Annotated in this window: 13 protein-coding genes; 8 read left to right on the top strand and 5 right to left on the bottom strand. The window is 58.0% G+C overall.

The window, feature by feature from the left end; all coding sequences use genetic code 11:
* The first annotated feature begins 441 nt into the window (after positions 1–441).
* Positions 442–1,809, top strand: coding sequence for an MFS transporter (locus ACEUKI_RS05340; RefSeq protein ID WP_374156596.1), 1,368 nt, complete (start codon positions 442–444; stop codon positions 1,807–1,809).
* A gap of 336 nt (positions 1,810–2,145) precedes the next feature.
* A complete protein-coding gene (ilvC, locus tag ACEUKI_RS05335; RefSeq protein ID WP_080785580.1) occupies positions 2,146–3,198 on the top strand; it encodes a ketol-acid reductoisomerase in 1,053 nt (350 codons plus the stop codon).
* Between the two features lie 146 nt (positions 3,199–3,344).
* Here ilvC (ACEUKI_RS05335) and ACEUKI_RS05330 read toward each other — a convergent pair whose 3' ends face one another.
* From ACEUKI_RS05330 to ACEUKI_RS05320, 3 genes are read right to left on the bottom strand one after another with little or no spacing between them, the layout of a single operon-like run.
* Positions 3,345–3,938, bottom strand: coding sequence for an energy-coupling factor transporter transmembrane protein EcfT (locus ACEUKI_RS05330; protein ID WP_080785579.1), 594 nt, complete (start codon positions 3,936–3,938; stop codon positions 3,345–3,347).
* Positions 3,935–4,669: an energy-coupling factor ABC transporter ATP-binding protein gene (locus ACEUKI_RS05325; protein ID WP_080785578.1), complete on the bottom strand. Its 735-nt coding sequence runs from the start codon at positions 4,667–4,669 to the stop codon at positions 3,935–3,937. The genes ACEUKI_RS05330 and ACEUKI_RS05325 overlap by 4 nt, the downstream gene beginning before the upstream one ends.
* A complete protein-coding gene (locus ACEUKI_RS05320; RefSeq protein WP_080785577.1) occupies positions 4,666–5,232 on the bottom strand; it encodes a biotin transporter BioY in 567 nt (188 codons plus the stop codon). Before ACEUKI_RS05320 ends, ACEUKI_RS05325 begins: the two co-directional genes overlap by 4 nt.
* Before the next feature lie 254 nt (positions 5,233–5,486).
* Between ACEUKI_RS05320 and ACEUKI_RS05315 the strand changes: the two genes are divergently transcribed.
* Both ACEUKI_RS05315 and ilvC (ACEUKI_RS05310) read left to right on the top strand, forming a co-directional pair.
* Positions 5,487–5,852, top strand: coding sequence for a CHY zinc finger protein (locus ACEUKI_RS05315; protein WP_080785576.1), 366 nt, complete (start codon positions 5,487–5,489; stop codon positions 5,850–5,852).
* A 243-nt stretch (positions 5,853–6,095) separates the two neighbouring features.
* Positions 6,096–7,148, top strand: a complete 1,053-nt coding sequence (ilvC, locus tag ACEUKI_RS05310) for a ketol-acid reductoisomerase (protein ID WP_007051650.1) — start codon at positions 6,096–6,098, stop codon at positions 7,146–7,148.
* Positions 7,149–7,406: 258 nt separating this feature from the next.
* Here ilvC (ACEUKI_RS05310) and ACEUKI_RS05305 read toward each other — a convergent pair whose 3' ends face one another.
* Positions 7,407–9,221: a glycoside hydrolase family 13 protein gene (locus ACEUKI_RS05305; RefSeq protein WP_080785575.1), complete on the bottom strand. Its 1,815-nt coding sequence runs from the start codon at positions 9,219–9,221 to the stop codon at positions 7,407–7,409.
* A 277-nt stretch (positions 9,222–9,498) separates the two neighbouring features.
* Complete coding sequence (locus ACEUKI_RS05300) at positions 9,499–10,524, bottom strand: LacI family DNA-binding transcriptional regulator (RefSeq protein WP_374156595.1); 1,026 nt, start codon at positions 10,522–10,524, stop codon at positions 9,499–9,501.
* Positions 10,525–11,227: 703 nt separating this feature from the next.
* On the opposite strand from ACEUKI_RS05300, the gene ACEUKI_RS05295 reads away from it, so the two are divergent.
* The 4 genes from ACEUKI_RS05295 to ACEUKI_RS05280 all read left to right on the top strand — a co-directional run bounded on the left by ACEUKI_RS05295 (position 11,228) and on the right by ACEUKI_RS05280 (position 18,167).
* Complete coding sequence (locus ACEUKI_RS05295; protein WP_251847710.1) at positions 11,228–11,494, top strand: hypothetical protein; 267 nt, start codon at positions 11,228–11,230, stop codon at positions 11,492–11,494.
* Positions 11,495–11,726: 232 nt separating this feature from the next.
* Positions 11,727–15,644 (top strand): SpaA isopeptide-forming pilin-related protein, encoded by a 3,918-nt coding sequence (locus tag ACEUKI_RS05290; RefSeq protein ID WP_374156594.1) that lies wholly within the window; start codon positions 11,727–11,729, stop codon positions 15,642–15,644.
* A 105-nt stretch (positions 15,645–15,749) separates the two neighbouring features.
* Positions 15,750–17,435: a SpaA isopeptide-forming pilin-related protein gene (locus ACEUKI_RS05285; RefSeq protein ID WP_374156593.1), complete on the top strand. Its 1,686-nt coding sequence runs from the start codon at positions 15,750–15,752 to the stop codon at positions 17,433–17,435.
* Between the two features lie 156 nt (positions 17,436–17,591).
* Positions 17,592–18,167 (top strand): hypothetical protein, encoded by a 576-nt coding sequence (locus ACEUKI_RS05280; RefSeq protein ID WP_374156592.1) that lies wholly within the window; start codon positions 17,592–17,594, stop codon positions 18,165–18,167.
* The last annotated feature ends 73 nt before the right edge of the window (positions 18,168–18,240 follow it).

Here is an 18,240-nt window from a genome sequence, read left to right as displayed (position 1 = left end):
ATCTCACATGACTCCTACGTCACAATGTCCACAATGTGAACCCTTGCTGGATTGGCAAGACAGCCAAACCTATGTTTACATTCCAGTTCAGGTCGAACGGCCTGAGGAAATACCGAAAGGAGGCCACGCGATGACTGGATTCAATGCTTCTGCGTTTGTACCCGCACGAATTATTAGCCCGTCTTCGCTGGCGGACTAATTCGGCACTGATGCTTGAAGCCCCGTCAACGAAGGCAGGGCCAATCAAGCTGACACAATCGGTAAGGCCCTGCAAGATGCGGGGCTTTTTTGTTGCGCTCACAAGGCTTACGGCAGAATCCCGCAGACGGAAACGGTAGCGGACAGTACACGGCAACAACACAGCAACAGAACAACAACCTCCCTGTGAGACGAAATAATCGCCCGCCAATGAGAGTGAACGAGAGCAAAACAGGAGTAACAATGACTGCAGCAGTCGAAGAGACTGGCTTAGGGCAGGCGGCAGGTAAAGCCGCTACCTTGGTACGCGATTCGGTCAAGACCGTAATCGCCGCGTCGATGGTCGGTACCGCCATCGAATTCTATGACTTCTACGCCTACGGCACCGCCGCGGCAAACTATTTCCCGCACATCTTCTTCTCCGCGAAGGACAACCCCACCGTCGCACTGCTGATGAGCTTGCTGACCTTCGCCATCGCCTTCATCGCCCGCCCGCTGGGCTCGCTGATCTTCGGCCACTTCGGTGACCGCATGGGCCGCAAGACCACGCTGGTCGTCAGCCTGATGACCATGGGTGTCGGCACCTTCCTGATTGGCTGCCTGCCCACCTACGATCAGGTCGGCGTTGGCGCAGTCGCCATCCTCTGCCTGCTGCGCTTCATCCAGGGCATCGGCCTGGGCGGCGAATGGTCCGGCGCGGCACTGGTCGCCACCGAGAACGCGCCTGAAGACAAGCGCGCACTGTACGGTTCCTTCCCGGAGCTCGGCGCCCCGATCGGCTTCTTCCTGTCCAACGGCACCTACTTCGTGCTCGAATCCTTCAACAATCAGGACGCGATGCTGGCTTGGGGCTGGCGTGTGCCGTTCCTGCTGTCCGCCATCCTGGTGATCGTCGGTCTCGTGGTCCGCGTTCACATGGAGGAGACCCCGATCTTCCGTATGGCTCAGGAGCAGAAGAAGGTCGTCAAGTCCCCGCTGACCGAGGTCTTCCGCAAGTCTTGGCGTCAGGTGCTGCAGGCCACCTTCCTCGTGGCTGTGACCTACACGCTGTTCTACACGCTCGCCACCTGGTCCCTTGCTTGGGGCACCAAGGACACCGCGAACGGCGGTGGCAACCTCGGCTTCACCAACCAGGAATACCTGCTCATGCTTATGATTTCCATCTGCGTGTTCGCCCTGTTCATCGTGCTGTCCTGCCTGTACGCGGACAAGATCGGCCGCCGTCGCGTGCTGACCTTCTCCTCCTGCGCACTTGTGGTGTTCGCCGTACTCTTCCCGTTCCTGCTGGACGGTGGTCTGGTCGGCCAGAAGAACTTCTTCGCCAGCATGGTGTTCCTGTGCGTCGGCTTCGCCCTGATGGGCATCGCCTTCGGCCCGATTGGCGCCTTCCTTCCTGAGCTGTTCGACGCCAACGTGCGCTACTCCGGCTCCGGCATCGGCTACAACCTGGCCGCCATCGTCGGCGCGGCCTTCGTGCCGACCATCGCCACCTGGCTCGCCCACAACTGGGGCGTCCACTCCGTGGGCCTCTACCTCGCCGTGATGGCCGTGTGCTGCCTCGTCTCCGTGCTCACCTGCAAGGAGACTAAGGACGTTGACTTTACCAAGTAAAGTCAACGACTGGTTTCCTACCCTCACTCAGCTATCGCTTCGTTCGGGCGTCGTCTACAGACAGCCCACTGGGCTGTCTGCTTAACGGCTCCGCCAGGACGTTGATTTCACCAAGTGAAATCCTCCATAACTAGATATCGCCAAGTTCACAACGTGAAAAACCTCAATTCCACTAAGTGAACCCCTGCAGGGCTTTTCCGATGCGACAGGACTAAACCTGCATATCGGAAAAGCCCACAAGGAAAGCCACAACAGAATATCGCTCAGCGAAACCCCGCAGAACGCAAGAAAATTTCAACCCCATAAATAAACAAATAAATAAAAGGAGCGCCAAAAATGGCAGCAACTATCTGGTACGAGAAGGACGCCGATCTGTCCGTGTTCGATGGCAAGAAGGTGGCCATCCTGGGCTACGGTTCTCAGGGTCACGCCCACGCGCTGAACCTGCGTGACTCCGGTGTCGACGTGGTCGTCGGCCTGCGTCCTACCTCCAAGTCCGTGGAGTTCGCCAAGGAGCAGGGCCTTGAGGTCAAGCCGGTTGGCGAGGCCGTCGCCGAGGCTGACGTTGTGATGATTCTTCTGCCTGACCAGTACCAGGCAGCCGTCTACAAGAAGGACGTTGAGCCGAACCTGAAGCCGGGCGCTGCCCTGGCATTCGCCCACGGCTTCAACATCCACTACGGCTACATCAAGCCGTCTGAGGATCACCCGGTGTTCATGGTTGCCCCGAAGGGCCCGGGCCACATCGTTCGTCGTGAGTACGCCGCTGGCCGTGGTGTGCCGGTCGTCGTGGCCGTCGAGCAGGATCCGGACGGCAAGACTTGGCCGCTGTGCCTCGCCTACGCCAAGGCTCTGGGCGCTCTGCGCGCCGGTGCCATCAAGACCACCTTCACCGAGGAGACCGAGACCGATCTGTTCGGCGAGCAGGACGTCCTCATGGGTGGCATCAACCACCTGTGCGACATGGGCTTCGACGTGCTGACCGAGGCCGGCTACCAGCCGGAGATCGCCTACTTCGAGGTGTTCCACGAGCTGAAGATGCTGGTCGACCTGGCCAACGAGGGTGGCCTGAACAAGGCCCGTTGGTCCTGCTCCGACACCGCCCAGTACGGCGACTACACCTCCACGGTCATCACCGAGGAGACCAAGAAGCGTATGCAGTATCAGCTGAAGCGCATTCAGGACGGCTCCTTCGCCAAGGAGTTCATGGACGATCAGGCCGCCGGTGCGCCGAAGTTCAAGGAGCTGCAGGAGGAGTACTCCCACCCGCACCTCGAGACCGTCGGCCCGAAGCTGCGCGCCATGTTCTCCTGGAACAACGGCCCGGCCAAGGACCAGGACGAAGCTGAGTCCTTCAACGGCAAGATCGCTCGTACCCAGGTTCAGTGACCTATGACCTCCCTCTGATGAGGGAGGTGGCATCGCGTAGCGATGGCGGAGGGAGAGATCGTTAGGATTAAATCCCTTTGTACAAGCAAGAAACCGCCGTTCCCGTTCATGCGGGAGCGGCGGTTTCTTGTGTTCAGTCGAATCAGCTACAGCCCACGACTATCGAGCGCATCGGCCAGCTCGTCGGACTGCTTCAGGATAAGCACCAGCAGAGGCACCGCCCATGCGGTCACGCCACCATGACCTCCACGGGCCTGATTCGCTTCCCGCACAATTCGCACATTGCGATTAATCAGTGGAATCGCTGAGATGGTCAATGCGCACAGTAGCCCAATGCGGTCCGGATTGACGCCGAATCGTCGCAATGGCCGCAATGCTGCCAGCACGGTATCCAACATGTCTTCAGTGCGGGTGGTGAGTGTTACCAGATTTGCGATCATGACCAGTTCAAGTACGCGCACCGCATTGAACGCCGTGGTTTGCCATGGCACAAAGAACACCTGCACTACCACGGTGAATGCCACCACCCACCACGCGCTCCACAATTGACGAGCGAAAACGTGCGGACCAAGGCCGGACATGGCATACCATATTGCGCATAACGCGCCGCAGGCGGCTATCACCCACCACGATAAATGCGGAATCACCAATACCGTTGCCACCGCCAGTGACACGATGAGTTTCACTGCGGCAGGGCATCGATGCAGCACGCTATCGCCTGCGATATACAGCGAAATCATAGGGATGTCTCGGCTTCTTCGTTGTCCGTAACGCCGCAGTCGGCAAGATATCGCGCGATAACGTGGCGGGGCTCGCCGGTTTCGAGAATGTGCCCATCGGCAAAGCGGACCGCCATATCGCAGCGTGCAGCAAGCCGAAGATTATGGGTGGAAACAATCAGTGGGCAGGCGATATCGTGTATCAACAGGTTTTCGATGCGCGTCGCATTGGGCAAATCGAGCATGGTGGTCGGCTCGTCGGCAAGCACCAGCTCCGGGTTGCGCACGAGCACGGCGGCAAGGGCCAGCATTTGCTTCTGCCCGCCAGACAGGCTGTGCGCCGGAGTACCAGCGTGAGGCGTTAGGCCGAATGATTGCAGCTGACGGTCAACCAGTGCCGAAGACTCGGATTTGCTCAGCCCCATGCCCCGCAGCGAAAAGGCCACGTCTTCGGCTGGTGTAGGCATGATGATTTGCGTGTCAGGGTCGGTGAACACGAACCCCACTTTGCGGTGCAGTTGCTTGGCTTGCCGTGTGGGGTCGAGGCCCATGACACGTATCGTGCCTGATGTGGGCTTGGCCAGACCGTCAATCAGACGGAGAAATGTGGATTTACCTGAGCCATTGACGCCAATGATGGCAATACGGCGAGGGCCTGAGCCCCCAGCGAGACCAAGGTCAAGCTGGCAACTCAGGTCATCAATAATGCGTTTGCCTTCTGCCTCGACTCTCACATGGTCGAAGACGATCATTTGCTAGCGCGCAACGATTCGGGGAATGCGGCCGGGTATGCGCGCATCAGCGCGGTGGCAATCAACGTGGCAATCACCACTTTGGCGATATCACCGGGAACAAAGATCATGCCGGAAATAATAACACCCTTGAGAGGAGCGCCCATAACCAATGCCTGAACCGGGAATCCGATGGCATACGGAATCAGTACGCCGCCAATCAGGCTGGCCGGCGCACTCTTCCACCACACCAGACGATGACCCTGATGTGCGATAAGTCCGATCACCAAGGCTCCAAGAATCCAGCCGTACAGATATCCAGCGCTTACACCCACGAAAATCGCTGGACCGCCGTTGCCGCCAAGCAGGGGAATGCCGACGAAGGTGAGTACGAGCATCAGCAACACCGACAGCATTCCATTCACCGGTCCCAGAATCAGACCCGCTAACATCACAGCAAGGGTTTGCAGAGTAATCGGTACCGGGCCAACAGGAATGCGGATAAAGCTGAACACACTGAGCAACGCGGCGAACATGGCAATGCGCACCAAGTCGCGGCTCGTGAAATGAACATGCGAAGCCATGATAAATACAGTCCCTTCATAGTAGTTGCCATGTGCTTTCGGCCGAATCTGTCCCTCCGCCCGATGCTCCCCATGGAGCTCGTGCGGCATATTGCTTGCACGAGTGTGGGTCGCAGACCGCTGCACATGACGAGTTGTAATAACGAGCACTCATGCTAGCGATGATGATCGGCGTGCGATTGGTTGGCCTGTACAAAAAATTGTGCATTTACTTGTGCAACACTGAATATTGGTCATAGCCGGAAAAGGGAGGCATGGTGAACAGCGTGCGTGACGGATCGCAGGACAAAGGCCGGAATCCAGCCATTCGCGGGCGTCTCGTGGATGGTCAGGGGCGATGTGTTCACTGGCATTCGCCATTGGATGTTGTTGCGAATCGTTTCGCCTGTTGTGACGAATATTACGCTTGCTACCGATGCCATGATGAACTGGCTGGGCATGATCGTATCGCGTGGCGAGACATGGATTCGCTCGCTGTGATGTGCGGTGTTTGCCGGCACCAAATGACGCCTCGCGAATACGAGCGGGCGATGGAGTCTGTTACTCCGTGCTGCCCTTGCTGCGGCGCACGGTTCAATCCTGGATGTGCCCTTCACCACGATATCTATTTCAGTGATTGATGGCGGCAGGCGCTGGCGCAACTCTTGTTTTGGAATTGCTATGCGGGGGTGGCAAGTCCATTTCTCATGCTCTGGTGTGAAATAGCTCACGTTGTGGACTCTGACCGGGCTATGGCCACGTTCTCGGTAGGATTGAACTCGGTTTGAAGGACACAATCCTCGCAAAACAGGACTTATCTGCACACCGTAGATACCCCGGCGCCCAGCGGCGCCACAACCCACTACTGAAAAGGAGTGCCAATAATGGCAGCACAGATCTGGTATGAGAACGACGGTGATCTCTCTGTTCTCGAAGGCAAGAAGGTCGCAATCATCGGCTACGGCTCCCAGGGCCACGCCCACGCGCTGAACCTTCGCGATTCCGGTGTCGACGTGGTCGTCGGCCTGCGTCCGACCTCCAAGTCGGTCGACTTCGCCAAGGAGCAGGGCCTCGAGGTCAAGTCCGTGGCCGAGGCTTCCGCCGAGGCCGACGTGATCATGATTCTGGCCCCCGACCAGTACCAGCGCACCATCTGGGCCAACGACATCGAGCCCAACATCAAGCCGGGTGCCGCCGTCGCGTTCGCTCATGGCTTCAACATTCACTACGGCTACATCAAGCCGTCTGAGGATCACCCGGTGTTCATGGTTGCCCCGAAGGGCCCGGGCCACATCGTTCGTCGTGAGTACGCCGCTGGCCGTGGCGTGCCGGTCGTCGTGGCCGTCGAGCAGGATCCGCGTGGCGACGGCTGGGCTCTGACCCTGGCCTACGCCAAGGCCCTCGGTGCTCTGCGCGCCGGCGCCATCAAGACCACCTTCAAGGAAGAGACCGAGACTGATCTCTTCGGCGAGCAGAACGTGCTCATGGGTGGCGTGAACAAGCTCGTCGAGATGGGCTTCGAAGTCCTGACCGACGCCGGCTACCAGCCGGAAATCGCCTACTTCGAGGTCTGCCACGAGCTCAAGATGCTCGTCGACCTGATGAACGAGGGTGGCTTGAACAAGGCTCGTTGGTCCTGCTCTGACACCGCTCAGTACGGCGACTACGTCAACACCGTCATCAACGAGGACTGCCGCAAGCGCATGGAATACCACCTGCAGCGCATCCAGGACGGCTCCTTCGCCAAGGAGTTCATCGACGATCAGGATGCCGGCGCCCCGCACTTCAAGGAGCTGCAGGAGAAGTACTCCAACGAGCGCATCGAGACCGTCGGCCCGAAGCTGCGCGCCATGTTCTCCTGGAACAAGGACGGCGTCAAGGATGCCGACGAGGCCAACTCCTTCACCGGCAAGATCGCCCGCGCCCAGGTTCAGTGAGCCCCTGTAGCTCCCGCTGGCGCATAAGCGCCTGAGGGGAGTACCCAGCACGTACCAAAAGGCCGCCGCTCCGATTCATTCGGAACGGCGGCCTTTCGCATGGTTCCCACCACGTAGTCAAACCTCCATCGCGAGGTGAAATTCTCACGACGTAGCGAACTGCCCACCACGCGGTGACGCAAAACGGTTCTATTCCACGGAATGCAAAATTACGCTGACATCGTGGTGGGATGGGCCACCACGTGGTGAACCACAAAGTTACTTAATGACCCACACAGAGGTGTCGGTGGGGAGCTGGCCTTCGGGGGTCAGCGGGCCGGACGCCAGCACCACGGAGCCATCGGGCAGCGCGACCGGAGCGTCGCCGAAATTGGTGATCGAGGTGAACGTGTGCCCGCCAACCGCTGCGCGGGTGTACGCCACCACATCGTCGCCCATGTCCACCTGCTCGGCCGTGGCGTCGCGGGTGGCGGTCAGCGATTCCTGACGAATCGCCAGTGCGGCGCGATACAGCGCTAACATCGAATCCGGATCGGCCTGCTCGACATCCACGGCGTAATCCTTGAACCACAGCGGCTGCGGCAGATGCGGATCAGCGGCAGCCGTCACGCCGTCGGCTCGCACGGCGGGGGAGAAGCCGAAGGACGCGCCTGTACCGAACTGGCCGGCTGCACACAGCGGCACATGGTTTTCGCCGGTACCGTCATCGGCCGGAGCCGGACGGCTGAAATCGGCCAAGGCCGGCTCGTCGGCGGCGGTCCACGGAATCGGCACGCGGCAACCGTCGCGGCCCTTGTCCATCGTGGCGCGAGCGGTGTGGAATGCGGTCGGATCCTCCAGATGGTCCCACGGAATATCGGCAACCTCGAACAGACCCAGCTCCTCGCCCTGATAGATGTATGCGGCACCGGGCAGACCGAGTTCCATCAGCGCGGCGGCACGGGCACGGCGAGTGCCCAGCTCGCGGTCTTCCGGGTAGGTGGTGCCGTTGCGCAGCAACCAATCGTGCGGCAGCTGGTGGTAGGGCGCGCCCTTGACCTGCGGCAGGCCGTAACGGGAGGGGCTGCGCGGCACGTCGTGGTTGTTCATGACCCACGTGGTGGTGGAACCGCCGGTTTCGGCCGCCGCCTTGAGTCCGGCGGCGATGGCCTTGCGGAACTCGTCGGCATACCAGTTGGCCTGCGCGAAGTCGAAGTTGAAGGACTGGCCCAGCTCGTCCATCGAAGCGTACAGGTGCTGGTGCTCGGGCACCACCCACGCCTCGGCCACGGCAAAGCGCGGCGGGTTGTACTCGTTGAACACCTTGCGCCATTCGCGGTAGATATCGTGCACCTCGCGACGGTCGAACAGCGGGTGGCTGAAGTCATGATTCAGCACGCCGACCACGCTGTATTCGCGGCCGAGCTCTTCCAACGGCTTGGATTCGAGGTCCTTGGCCAGGCCGTGCGCCACGTCGATGCGGAAGCCGTCGGTGCCGTGGTCGGACCAGAAACGCAGGGTCTTCTTGAACTCCTCGTGGATGTCCGGATTCTTCCAGTTGACGTCCGGCTGCGCCTTATCGAACAGGTGCAGATACCACTGGCCGTCGGCCACGCGCGCCCAGGCCGGGCCGCCGAAGAAGGATTGCCAGTCGTTGGGCGGGAGTTCGCCGTGCTCGCCGCGGCCGTCGCGGAAGATGTAGCGGTCGCGCGCCGGGGGGCCGGGCTCGGCGGCGAGGGCCTCCTGGAAGAACACGTGCTTGTCAGCGGTGTGGTTGGGCACGATGTCCACGATCACCTTGATGCCGGCCTTGTGCGCGGCCTTGGCCATCGCGTCGAAGTCGTCCATGGTGCCTAGGCGCGGGTCGACGTTGCGGTAGTCGATCACGTCGTAGCCGCCGTCCGCCAGGTCCGAGGGGTAGAACGGGGAGAGCCAGATCGCGTCGACGCCGAGGTTCTTCAGGTAGTCCATCTTCTCGGTGACGCCGGCGATGTCGCCGAGTCCGTCGCCGTTGACGTCCTTGAAGCTGCGCGGGTAGATCTGGTAGACGACGGCCTGCTTCCACCAGTCGTCATTGAGGTTGTTGGCGGTCATGCCGATTCCTTCCTGTTCGTGCGTGGCTGTGTGGCTCACGTGGTTCGCTGCGCCCGATTGATAAGGGCTATTGATTATTAGTTATTGGATTCAGCTGGGCTCGAACTGCAGCGGTGAGCCCATGCTTGTTTGTTGTATTGATGACAACGGTATCATGCAAATGATTCATGCGAAAGTGCATGCATTGGCGTTTTGCGGTGATAACGTAGTCACGCTTGCCTTAGCCCGCGCAGAAAAGGGCATCGCGGGGAGAGGCGACGCGGTGTACCGCGCCCAATCACCCCTGCGCAGGCGCAGCAGGAGGTGCAGTAGTCTCACGCAGCACAAGCGGCGCGTCGGGCTGAATGAACGCCGGTTCAATCGACTCGCCCGCAATGGTCTCCAGTGCCATGCGCCCAGCATCGGCGCCCATGGCAAACGGGTCCTGATGCATGGTGGTCAGTCCCACGGCCTGAGACATTTCAACGTCGTCAAATCCCACAATCGAAATATCCTGCGGCACGCGTTTGCCGTACTGGCGTAGGCGATATAGCGCCGGCAGCGCCAGCTCATCGTCCTCAAAACAGAATGCAGTGGTGCCGGCCGGTGCGGTCAGCACCGTGTTCAAAGCCGCGCTGGTCTCCGATGCGCCGCGTGGCACCTGAAGGTTGGTCACGGTGAGTTCCGGGTGCGCGGCCTGGGCGTTCAGCACGCCCTGCAGTCGCGATTCGGCGCTATATCGCATGTTCGTCTCGGCGGGAATGCCGCCAACGAATGCGATGCCCCGATGCCCCAGCGCGATGAGGTGTTCGACGGCCGCGCGGGTGGCGGCTTGGTCGTCAATGCTTACGCCGGCGTCGAATCCGTCCGTGGAAGGGATGTTGATGCCGATGATCGGCACATGCATGTGCTTGAGGCGCTCCACCTCGGCCGGCTCGATGTTGAATGAACTGACGATTACCGCGTCTGCATTGCGGCGCACGGGCAGGTCGGCAAAGAAATCGTGGCGCTCTTCGGCGTTGCGCATCGGGTAGGCCACGGTGTCGTAGCCGGCAGGGCGCAGCACTGAGTCAAGCCCTGCAAAGATGTTTGCATTGAACCAGGTGGTGATGGTCTCGCTGGCCAGCAGCGCAATGCGGAACGACTGGCCGGACTTCAGTGCGGCGGCCGATCGGGAGATGGAATAATCGAGCTTTTCGGCGGCGGCCATTACCTTATCGCGGGTTTCGGGGAGTACCAGATCGGGCTTGGCAAAGGTGCGAGACACTGTGGATGCGGAAACGCCGGCTTCTTTTGCTACTGCCTGAATGCTTGCTTTTGCCATGGTCGCTATCCCTTGTTGATGTGTGCTGTTGCGCTGCGCTGTCGGTGCGCGTGGTCATATATCGTCATCGCTGTGACAACGGTATCATGCTCGATGGGCTATATAGTGGTTATTGCTTGGTTGTGAGAAGCCGTTTGCGTTGTGCAATGCCACCGAGTGTGGGGTGGCGGAATTAACGGATGCACATTCAGCTTCGACACGTATTGACATCGTTTGCAGAATAATCTTTGAGTGAGACTTCTTGATTGGTAGCTGGGTGGCTGCCCTGTATGGCGGTGTTTTCTTAGTGGTGATTATTGCATAGGTATGCAATACGTAGCTATCCCCTAATAGGGGTATGTGATTTCGACACGCCGGGCGGAAATGCCTGTATATTGAACAGGTTTTGCTTGTAGCTATGCGGGAAAACGCAACTACTGCACCCGTAGTTAGGGGTATGGGGTTGAAATAATGACAACCTTTGCAGTATGACATCGTGCACACGAGAGAAGTGATGCACGCCGAAGTCGGCCAGTGGTGATTAGTTGTTTAAGGTCGACTTCGGAACGGCCGAAAGCCAACGTGTGCAAAACTGATTCCGCCAATGAAGTGGATATACTCCGCAAAGCTGCATGTCCACTCCACGACCCGTAAACATAACGAGCGAGCTGTAGCGTACGCCGATACATGCGTTAGACGACAGTTCGCCGGAGACGAGGAAAGCATGAAGATAGCGAGAGGTTTCGGGGGGAGGGTAGCGAAATTCAAGGCTGCCGCCGCTGCCCTGCTTGCCGCTGCCGTGCTGGTGACGTCAACTGGCTCACTCGCATTTTCGAATAACAAACTTGCCTATGCCGCCGATGGCACCGCCGGTATTTGTGTGCCGGAGACGCATAATCTTGGTGATGACACCGCTGTAGGCAGTATGAATGACACGGGTGTTGCCACCTATGTTGGCCGTAATTTCTTTGTAGGTACTCCTATCCACTGATCAAAACAAACTCAATACGGCTTCGGGTCCTGATGGCTCTTATGCTGCGGAAATTGAGGGTCTGACAGTCGTTAAGGGTGACGCCCTGTTCCATCCGCTCAAAGGCTTCTTCTCGATTGGCACGGTGGCTTTCGGCTTGCAATTTATTCCGCCAGCCAACAGTACGGTGCTCGCTGTAGGTGGAGAAAATAGTGGCTTCGATAAAGTTGCTAACGGCTCCAATGTGAAAGTTATGGCATGGGGCTCATCGGCCGGTCTGAATCAGAAGATGACCTCTGATAAGAAAAAGCAAATTACCGGTTACAAGGCCAAGCTTGCTGGCGACAAAACTAAGTCATGGGGCGGAACACAATACAGCGTGTATCCGTATACCTATGACGGTAATGAGTCAGGTGTGGATACGCCGTCTGTGGCTTGGGGCCAGGCTAACGTGCTCTCCAATGTGAATGGCACTGATTACACCAATCAAACCACGGAAAATGCCACGCTCTCCGCGGAGCTTGCCAAGATTCCGCAAAACGGCGCCGTAACGGTAAGCAAAGCGCCTCCTTTCAATGGATACACCCGATACAAGTACGATAACTCGCAGTCCTTCAACGGCTTTACTCATGCTGAAAAGTTGCTTACCTTTACGGGTGATGGCGAATCTTTACTCCAGTCGTTCACTATTGATGCCAATGTACTGAGCCAGATTAAGGATTCCACGGGTGTGAGCTACTGGTTCCGTAACATTCCGGAAAACGCTTCTGTGGTGGTCAACGTGACCGGCACCACCGATGGTATGAATGTTTCCTTCCAAAATGGCTGGCGCTTCTGGTGGGGCGGCGATGCAAAATCGACTATTGGCAGCAGCGATGTCAAAGAAATCTCGAACGGTTACGTCAAGAACAATGAGAACGCTGAAGCTTACGCTCATGCTGCGCAGTCGATTATGTGGAACTTCACTGGAATCCGGTCCGGTGGGACTCTGAAGATTCAGGGTGGTCAGAACACTAAGAATGATGATGATCCAGCCGCAGCTATGCTCGGCAGCATCCTCGTGCCGTATGGCAGTTTTGAATCACACGTGACCACCAACGGCCGAGTAATGGTTGGCGAAGATTTTGCTATGGCCAATCCGAGAGTTGCGAAAAAGTTCGGCAACACGGATTCCGCCTCCATCATCGATATGGATCAGGAACGCCATAACCTGCCGTGGAACGGTTCGTACACGTCTGAGTGTTCAATCATTGGCTGGCAGAAGGTCGACGCTGATAATACTGACACCAAGCTTGCAGGCTCGAAGTGGGGCGTGTACGCAGATGCTAATGCCACCCAGTTGCTACTGACTGTGTCGGATAACGGCAGCAACGATTCCGATGCGAATGAGGGCGTGCTGACCGTGCGCAATCTGAATCCGAATGCAACGTACTACATCAAGGAGTTGCAGGCTCCGGATGGGTACCAGATAAAGGAAACCGTATATTCGGTAACTACCAGCCAAACTGGCGAAGCCATCAACTACGTAACGGGTGATGTGATCGACGACACCACCGGCAAAATCACCAACAAAAAGTCCGGCAATGAGATCGCTTGGTCAAAGGTCGATGCCGATGACACCAGCAAGGAGCTCGCCGGCTCCGAGTGGCAGATCCAGCAGGCTGAGAATGGCTCGGCCAGCAAGAGCTGGAATGTCAAGGACAATACCAATGAGGCGACGAACGTTACGGCCTCGGCTTCTTCAACGACTCTGGATTCCGACAATCCAACTGCCACGCTGACCGCAACCGTTCAACCGGGCGGTGCACTGCAGAAAGTCACCTGGGCATTTACTGATCAGGCGGGCAGCACCTCCGAATCGTCATCGGAAGCCGCGGCATTGGGCCGCACCGGCGATTTGACCGCCGCCATCACCGGTACCAGCAGCACGGACGTCACTGTGTATGTGAAGGCATGCTCGGTTTCCAACCCTGATGTGTGCAGCGACCCAGTCGCCTTCACGGTGAAAGCCATGAGTGTCAAGGATTTCAGCGTCAAGGATTCCTTGAACAAGACGGTTGAGAGTGATTCCACCGTCACTGCCGCTTCGGTCGGCAGCGCGCTGACGTTCACCGCTTCCTCCACTCCGGCTGTTCCGATTACCTGGTCTTCGGGCAACGCGAGCGTGGCAACGGTTACTTCCAGCGGCGAAAACGGTCAAAAAGCAACCGTGACGATGACGGGGTTCGGCTCTGCGGTCATCACTGCGAAGGCCGGCGATCAGACGATTTCGTTCACGGTTAAGGTGCCGTCCACCACGGTGTACTTCAAGAAGTCGCTGGTGTCGGACTGGTCGAAGTACTACGTGTACTACAACGACGGCAATAATAACTGGAAATTCGTGGAGATGAGCCAGAGCTGCGGCGATTATGTGTATGCCATATTGCCGAAGCAGTCGCTTCGTACGTATTTTTTGTTCCACGGTGACGATGAAAACACGAGCACCAACAAGTGGTACCAGGGGTCGAATAAGAGCAATTTCGAGTTCATGGGCAACGAAGTGCAAGTCGTGAACCAGTATAACGATTCACAGGTCTCCACCGCCCCGGCCGGCTGCCCTGCATCTGCCGCAGCTGCTGCCCAGTCGAATGATGCGGCGGTGCTCAACGAGAACGCCATGGTGACGCCCGCCGATGACTCGCAGCCCAGTGATGCTGCCGGCGTTGCCGAAAACGCTGTTGACGATGGTGCAAAGGCCATTTCCTGCACGGCATCGGATGGCGCGGACGGCAATCCGGGCGTGAAGTGTGATACGGACACCGCAGCCGGTAAGTTCAAGGTTGGCGGTCTGGATGCCGGCACGTACTGGCTCCATGAGATCACGGCTCCGGACGGGTACACGATCAATAAGACCCTGTACCAATTCACGATTGATGCCGATGGCAATGTCACGTGGAACGGCGGTTGGGCCAGCGGCAATGCGACTGGCGATATTGATGAAAATCTGAAGCCGGGTGCTGACAACGCAATCTCGGATACGCCCACCGAAGTGACCTGGAACAAAGTCGACACCAAGGGCGGCAAACTTGCCGGTTCTCAGTGGAAGATCGTCGGTCCAAGCCCTGTAACGGACGTGTACTGTGTGGCCGACAACGTGACGGTTGATACCAACGGCGACACCACGCCGGCGGGCACCGAGTTCGCAGACTGCACTGGTGAGAAGCTGTCAGATGCCGATACTGAGTACGGCGTCATCAAGGTCAAGGGCTTGCCGGTCGGAACATACGCACTGACCGAAACCAAGGCTCCAGACGGCTACGTGGCAACAACCACGGTCTACACGCTTACCATCTCTGGCACTGAAGCTTCCGCTGTCGTGGCTCAGCCCGCGACCGAGACGCCCGCAACCCGCTCCGGCGGCAATCGCGGAACTGAGGCCAACGTTCCCAACACTTCGGCTCCAGTAAACATCCAAATCCCGGTGAAGAAGAGCGTGAAGTACACGTCTTGGCCGAAGGACGGCAACGGCAACTACGTCAGCTTCAAGTTCAAGGTTGAAGCGACCAGCCCGACTGTAGACGCGAACCCCGCCGCGCCTATGCCTGCCGAATGCAGCAGCGACGAGGCCAAGAAGAACTGCACAATCTCTCTGGCCCCGGAGTCCGGTGCCACTGACCTGACCAACGTCATAGCCAAGTTCGGCGATATGACGTTCACCGACGCGAACCTCGCGGCGGAAGCTGGTGACGGCAAAGACTATGCCAAGACCTATACCTACAAGATCACCGAGATTGCGCCAGATTCCGCCGACGCGGTGGAAAACCTGCGCTACTCAAAGGCGGGGTACCGAGTCGTGGTCACGGTCAAGCAAGCCAAAGATTCCATCGGAAAGCTGGCTGGTTTGTCCGTGCCCGTCACGATGACGCGCACTACCGATGACTCCGGCAACACCGAAGCCAATGGCGGAAAGGTGGTCGGCACATGGTCGTCAACCTCCACCAGCAGCACCACCGGAAATGCCGTCGAAGCAACCTTCGTGAACACCAAGGTGCTCACCGGTCTGCCCACCACGGGCACTGACTGGACCGGGCATCTGGTGCTGCTGGTCGGCGGCGGATTCATACTTGCTGGCGTTCTCATCGCCGGCGGATATCAACTAGTCCAACGGCGACGGGAGGAGGACTCCGACTGATTTTTCTCCCTGGGCCACTTCGATTGGCCACCTATCAACACTCATAACTGAACAACCAATATTCAACACAATCTTCTTCTTCATTTCAGAGAAAGGAAAAGAGAAATGAACACCATATTCAAGAGGGTGATCTCCGGAGCCGCCGCTCTGGGCATCGCCGTCAGCGGTCTAGCCATAGGCGTCTCCACCGCGTATGCTGCGGATCCGACCACCGGCAGCATCACCATCAACAAGTCAAAAACTGATCAGGTGGACCACAGCTTTGACGGTTGGCATCTGGCGTCGCTGACCAACATCACCAAGGATAACAGTGACAATATCAATGGCTTCCTTATCGACACCGATGATGACATGGTCGGCACCATTGTTGCCGCGATGACTAGCGGTCAAAAGGATGCATACGAGAAAGACGCTAACTACTTCAGCACCGACAACACCGTCGCCAACCCGATGGGGTATTTGGTCGAGAAGGTGTTCAAGGACACTAGCGGCAAGGCGCTAAGCGAGCTGACCAGCCCGTGGGGTGGTGACAGCTCCTCGCTGCGTGCATTCGCCGAGTCGCTGTCCAAGAAACTCGCCGAGACCGGTGCTCCTGCTGCCTACAAGACCGGTGACACCGCTCTGAAGACTGGTGAAAATAAGAACCTTGAGCAGGGCCTGTGGTTCCTTAAGGATGTCACGACTACTGACGATGTGAAGGGCACCAACTCCATCCCGATCATCACGCCGACCACGTTCGATGGTGCCGACAGTTGGGGCACGGTGACGCTGAAGAACACCACCACGACCATCGACAAGAAACTGGTTGATCCCCAGGACGACGGCACTTACACGCCGAACATTCAGCCTGATTACGCAGTTGGCGATGATGTCTACTACGAGCTGACCTCCACCGTCCCGGTCTACACCGTTTCCGTCACTGGCTATGGCGATGCGAACACTCCTGACACCGATGCCTACAAGGGCGGCCACGTGACCACCATCGACCTCGGCAAGTACGTCAACAAGGCCGAGGGCTCCAAGTCTGCCACTAGCGGCATCCTCGAAGGCGCCGCCGTCACCGTGATCGTCAAGGCCAAGCTCAACAAGGATGCGCTGATTTCCGAGCCCGACAATCTGCAAAAGAATCCGAACAAGGTAGACCTCGAATACTCCAACCGCCCGGAGGACGTGAACCACGCCCATAAGGTTCCTGGCTCGGAAGTGCCCGTGTACGCCTACAAGTTCGGTGTTTTGAAGACTGATAAGGCCGGTACCACCAAGCTGCCCGGTGCCAAGTTCACCATCAAGGCGGTCTCCGGCACCAGCAAGCATAACGGCAAGTACCTCGGTTCTTATGGCGAGAATGGCTGGAGCTACCTCGATAGCGAGCCGGCGGCCGCCGATACCGATGGTGTGTTCACCACCGACGCCAACGGTAAGATCAACGTCTCCGGCCTCGATGCCGGCACCTATCAGGTGCACGAGATCGCGCCGCCGACCGGTTACACCTCCATCGGTCTGCCGACGTTCGAGTTCGCCATCACCCCGGCTGTTGGCGATGAGGATAATGGTCACAAGATCATCACGAATGTTGCCCTTGGTGATCCAACCGGTGCTAATGGCGGAACAGTTGATGCACGCGTTTCCAAGGACGCCTCGGTTACTTACCAGTACAACGTCTGGAACGCCAAGAACATCACCGAGCTGCCGAAGACCGGCGGTGCTGGTCTGGCCATGATCGTGGCCGTCGGCGCACTGTTCATCGCGGCCTCCGTCATCTTCGCTCTCCGCGCTCGCCGCAAGGCATGAGCGCCTAGATAGCTAAGGGACGGCGGCCGGCGCAACGCACTTACCCCACGCCAACCGCCGTTCCCTGCTCCGTCTCCGGGCGCATCATCTGTTCCCAATCGATGTGCCCGGAGACTTTTCTGTATTGCTTTATTTTTTCTGATTCCGGAGAGCCGAATGGTGCAAACAATCTTCACAAAGTCCCATATTCGTAAGGCTTTCTTAGCCCTTGGGCCAGTGTCATTTATTGCAGGCGTAAGTATGGCAATTGGCGGCATTCTTTATGAGAATGCCGCTGTGGCGATGGCCGGCTATATCGTGATGCTCGTCAGCACGATTCTATTTTCTATTTCCGGTTTCATGGATTCAAAGCGTAGAAAAGATGGGAAATTCGCGATTGGTGGCGTATTCCCAATCATGGACGCGATTTGGGGCTTGCTGATCATAATATTGGGCGTTCTCTATGGCGTTCATGAGAATGATCCAATTGAGTGGGATGCAGCTGCCATAATCATTGCCGTAGGTGTTTCTGAATTGCTGTTGCCGGCTCTCATCGGAATTAAGACATTACGCAAATACTACGTGGATAATGATTCAGAGTTAATTGGAGACTTGGCGAAATGCTTTGTATCTCTGGTCTCTTGGATATCTGCTGCTGTTCTTCTGTACTTTGGTGCTACGAGTAGGGCGGGAAGCATTGGTAGTGCCCGAACTCTTGCGCACTTTGGTCTTCGCCCGTCCCTGTGGCGGTGATCAGTTCGCTGCTGGTACGGTCTCACCGAGCCTTGACATGTCGAGGTAGCGGCGCGTCGACCACTCGTCGGAT

It is taken from the genome of Bifidobacterium sp. 2450, from assembly GCF_041900695.1.
In the GTDB taxonomy this organism is placed as follows: Bacteria; Actinomycetota; Actinomycetes; order Actinomycetales; family Bifidobacteriaceae; genus Bifidobacterium; species Bifidobacterium longum.
This window is presented reverse-complemented; position numbering and strand designations above follow the sequence as displayed.

Coding starts and splice junctions, on each gene's coding strand:
- ACEUKI_RS05295 (WP_251847710.1), top strand. CDS start 11,228: ATGAAGATAGCGAGAGGTTTCGGGGGGAGGGTAGCGAAATTCAAGGCT.
- ACEUKI_RS05300 (WP_374156595.1), bottom strand. CDS start 10,524: ATGGCAAAAGCAAGCATTCAGGCAGTAGCAAAAGAAGCCGGCGTTTCC.
- ACEUKI_RS05280 (WP_374156592.1), top strand. CDS start 17,592: ATGGTGCAAACAATCTTCACAAAGTCCCATATTCGTAAGGCTTTCTTA.
- ACEUKI_RS05320 (WP_080785577.1), bottom strand. CDS start 5,232: ATGGCTTCGCATGTTCATTTCACGAGCCGCGACTTGGTGCGCATTGCC.
- ACEUKI_RS05330 (WP_080785579.1), bottom strand. CDS start 3,938: ATGATTTCGCTGTATATCGCAGGCGATAGCGTGCTGCATCGATGCCCT.
- ACEUKI_RS05285 (WP_374156593.1), top strand. CDS start 15,750: ATGAACACCATATTCAAGAGGGTGATCTCCGGAGCCGCCGCTCTGGGC.
- ACEUKI_RS05290 (WP_374156594.1), top strand. CDS start 11,727: ATGGCATGGGGCTCATCGGCCGGTCTGAATCAGAAGATGACCTCTGAT.
- ACEUKI_RS05315 (WP_080785576.1), top strand. CDS start 5,487: ATGGTGAACAGCGTGCGTGACGGATCGCAGGACAAAGGCCGGAATCCA.
- ACEUKI_RS05305 (WP_080785575.1), bottom strand. CDS start 9,221: ATGACCGCCAACAACCTCAATGACGACTGGTGGAAGCAGGCCGTCGTC.
- ilvC (WP_080785580.1), top strand. CDS start 2,146: ATGGCAGCAACTATCTGGTACGAGAAGGACGCCGATCTGTCCGTGTTC.
- ACEUKI_RS05340 (WP_374156596.1), top strand. CDS start 442: ATGACTGCAGCAGTCGAAGAGACTGGCTTAGGGCAGGCGGCAGGTAAA.
- ilvC (WP_007051650.1), top strand. CDS start 6,096: ATGGCAGCACAGATCTGGTATGAGAACGACGGTGATCTCTCTGTTCTC.
- ACEUKI_RS05325 (WP_080785578.1), bottom strand. CDS start 4,669: ATGATCGTCTTCGACCATGTGAGAGTCGAGGCAGAAGGCAAACGCATT.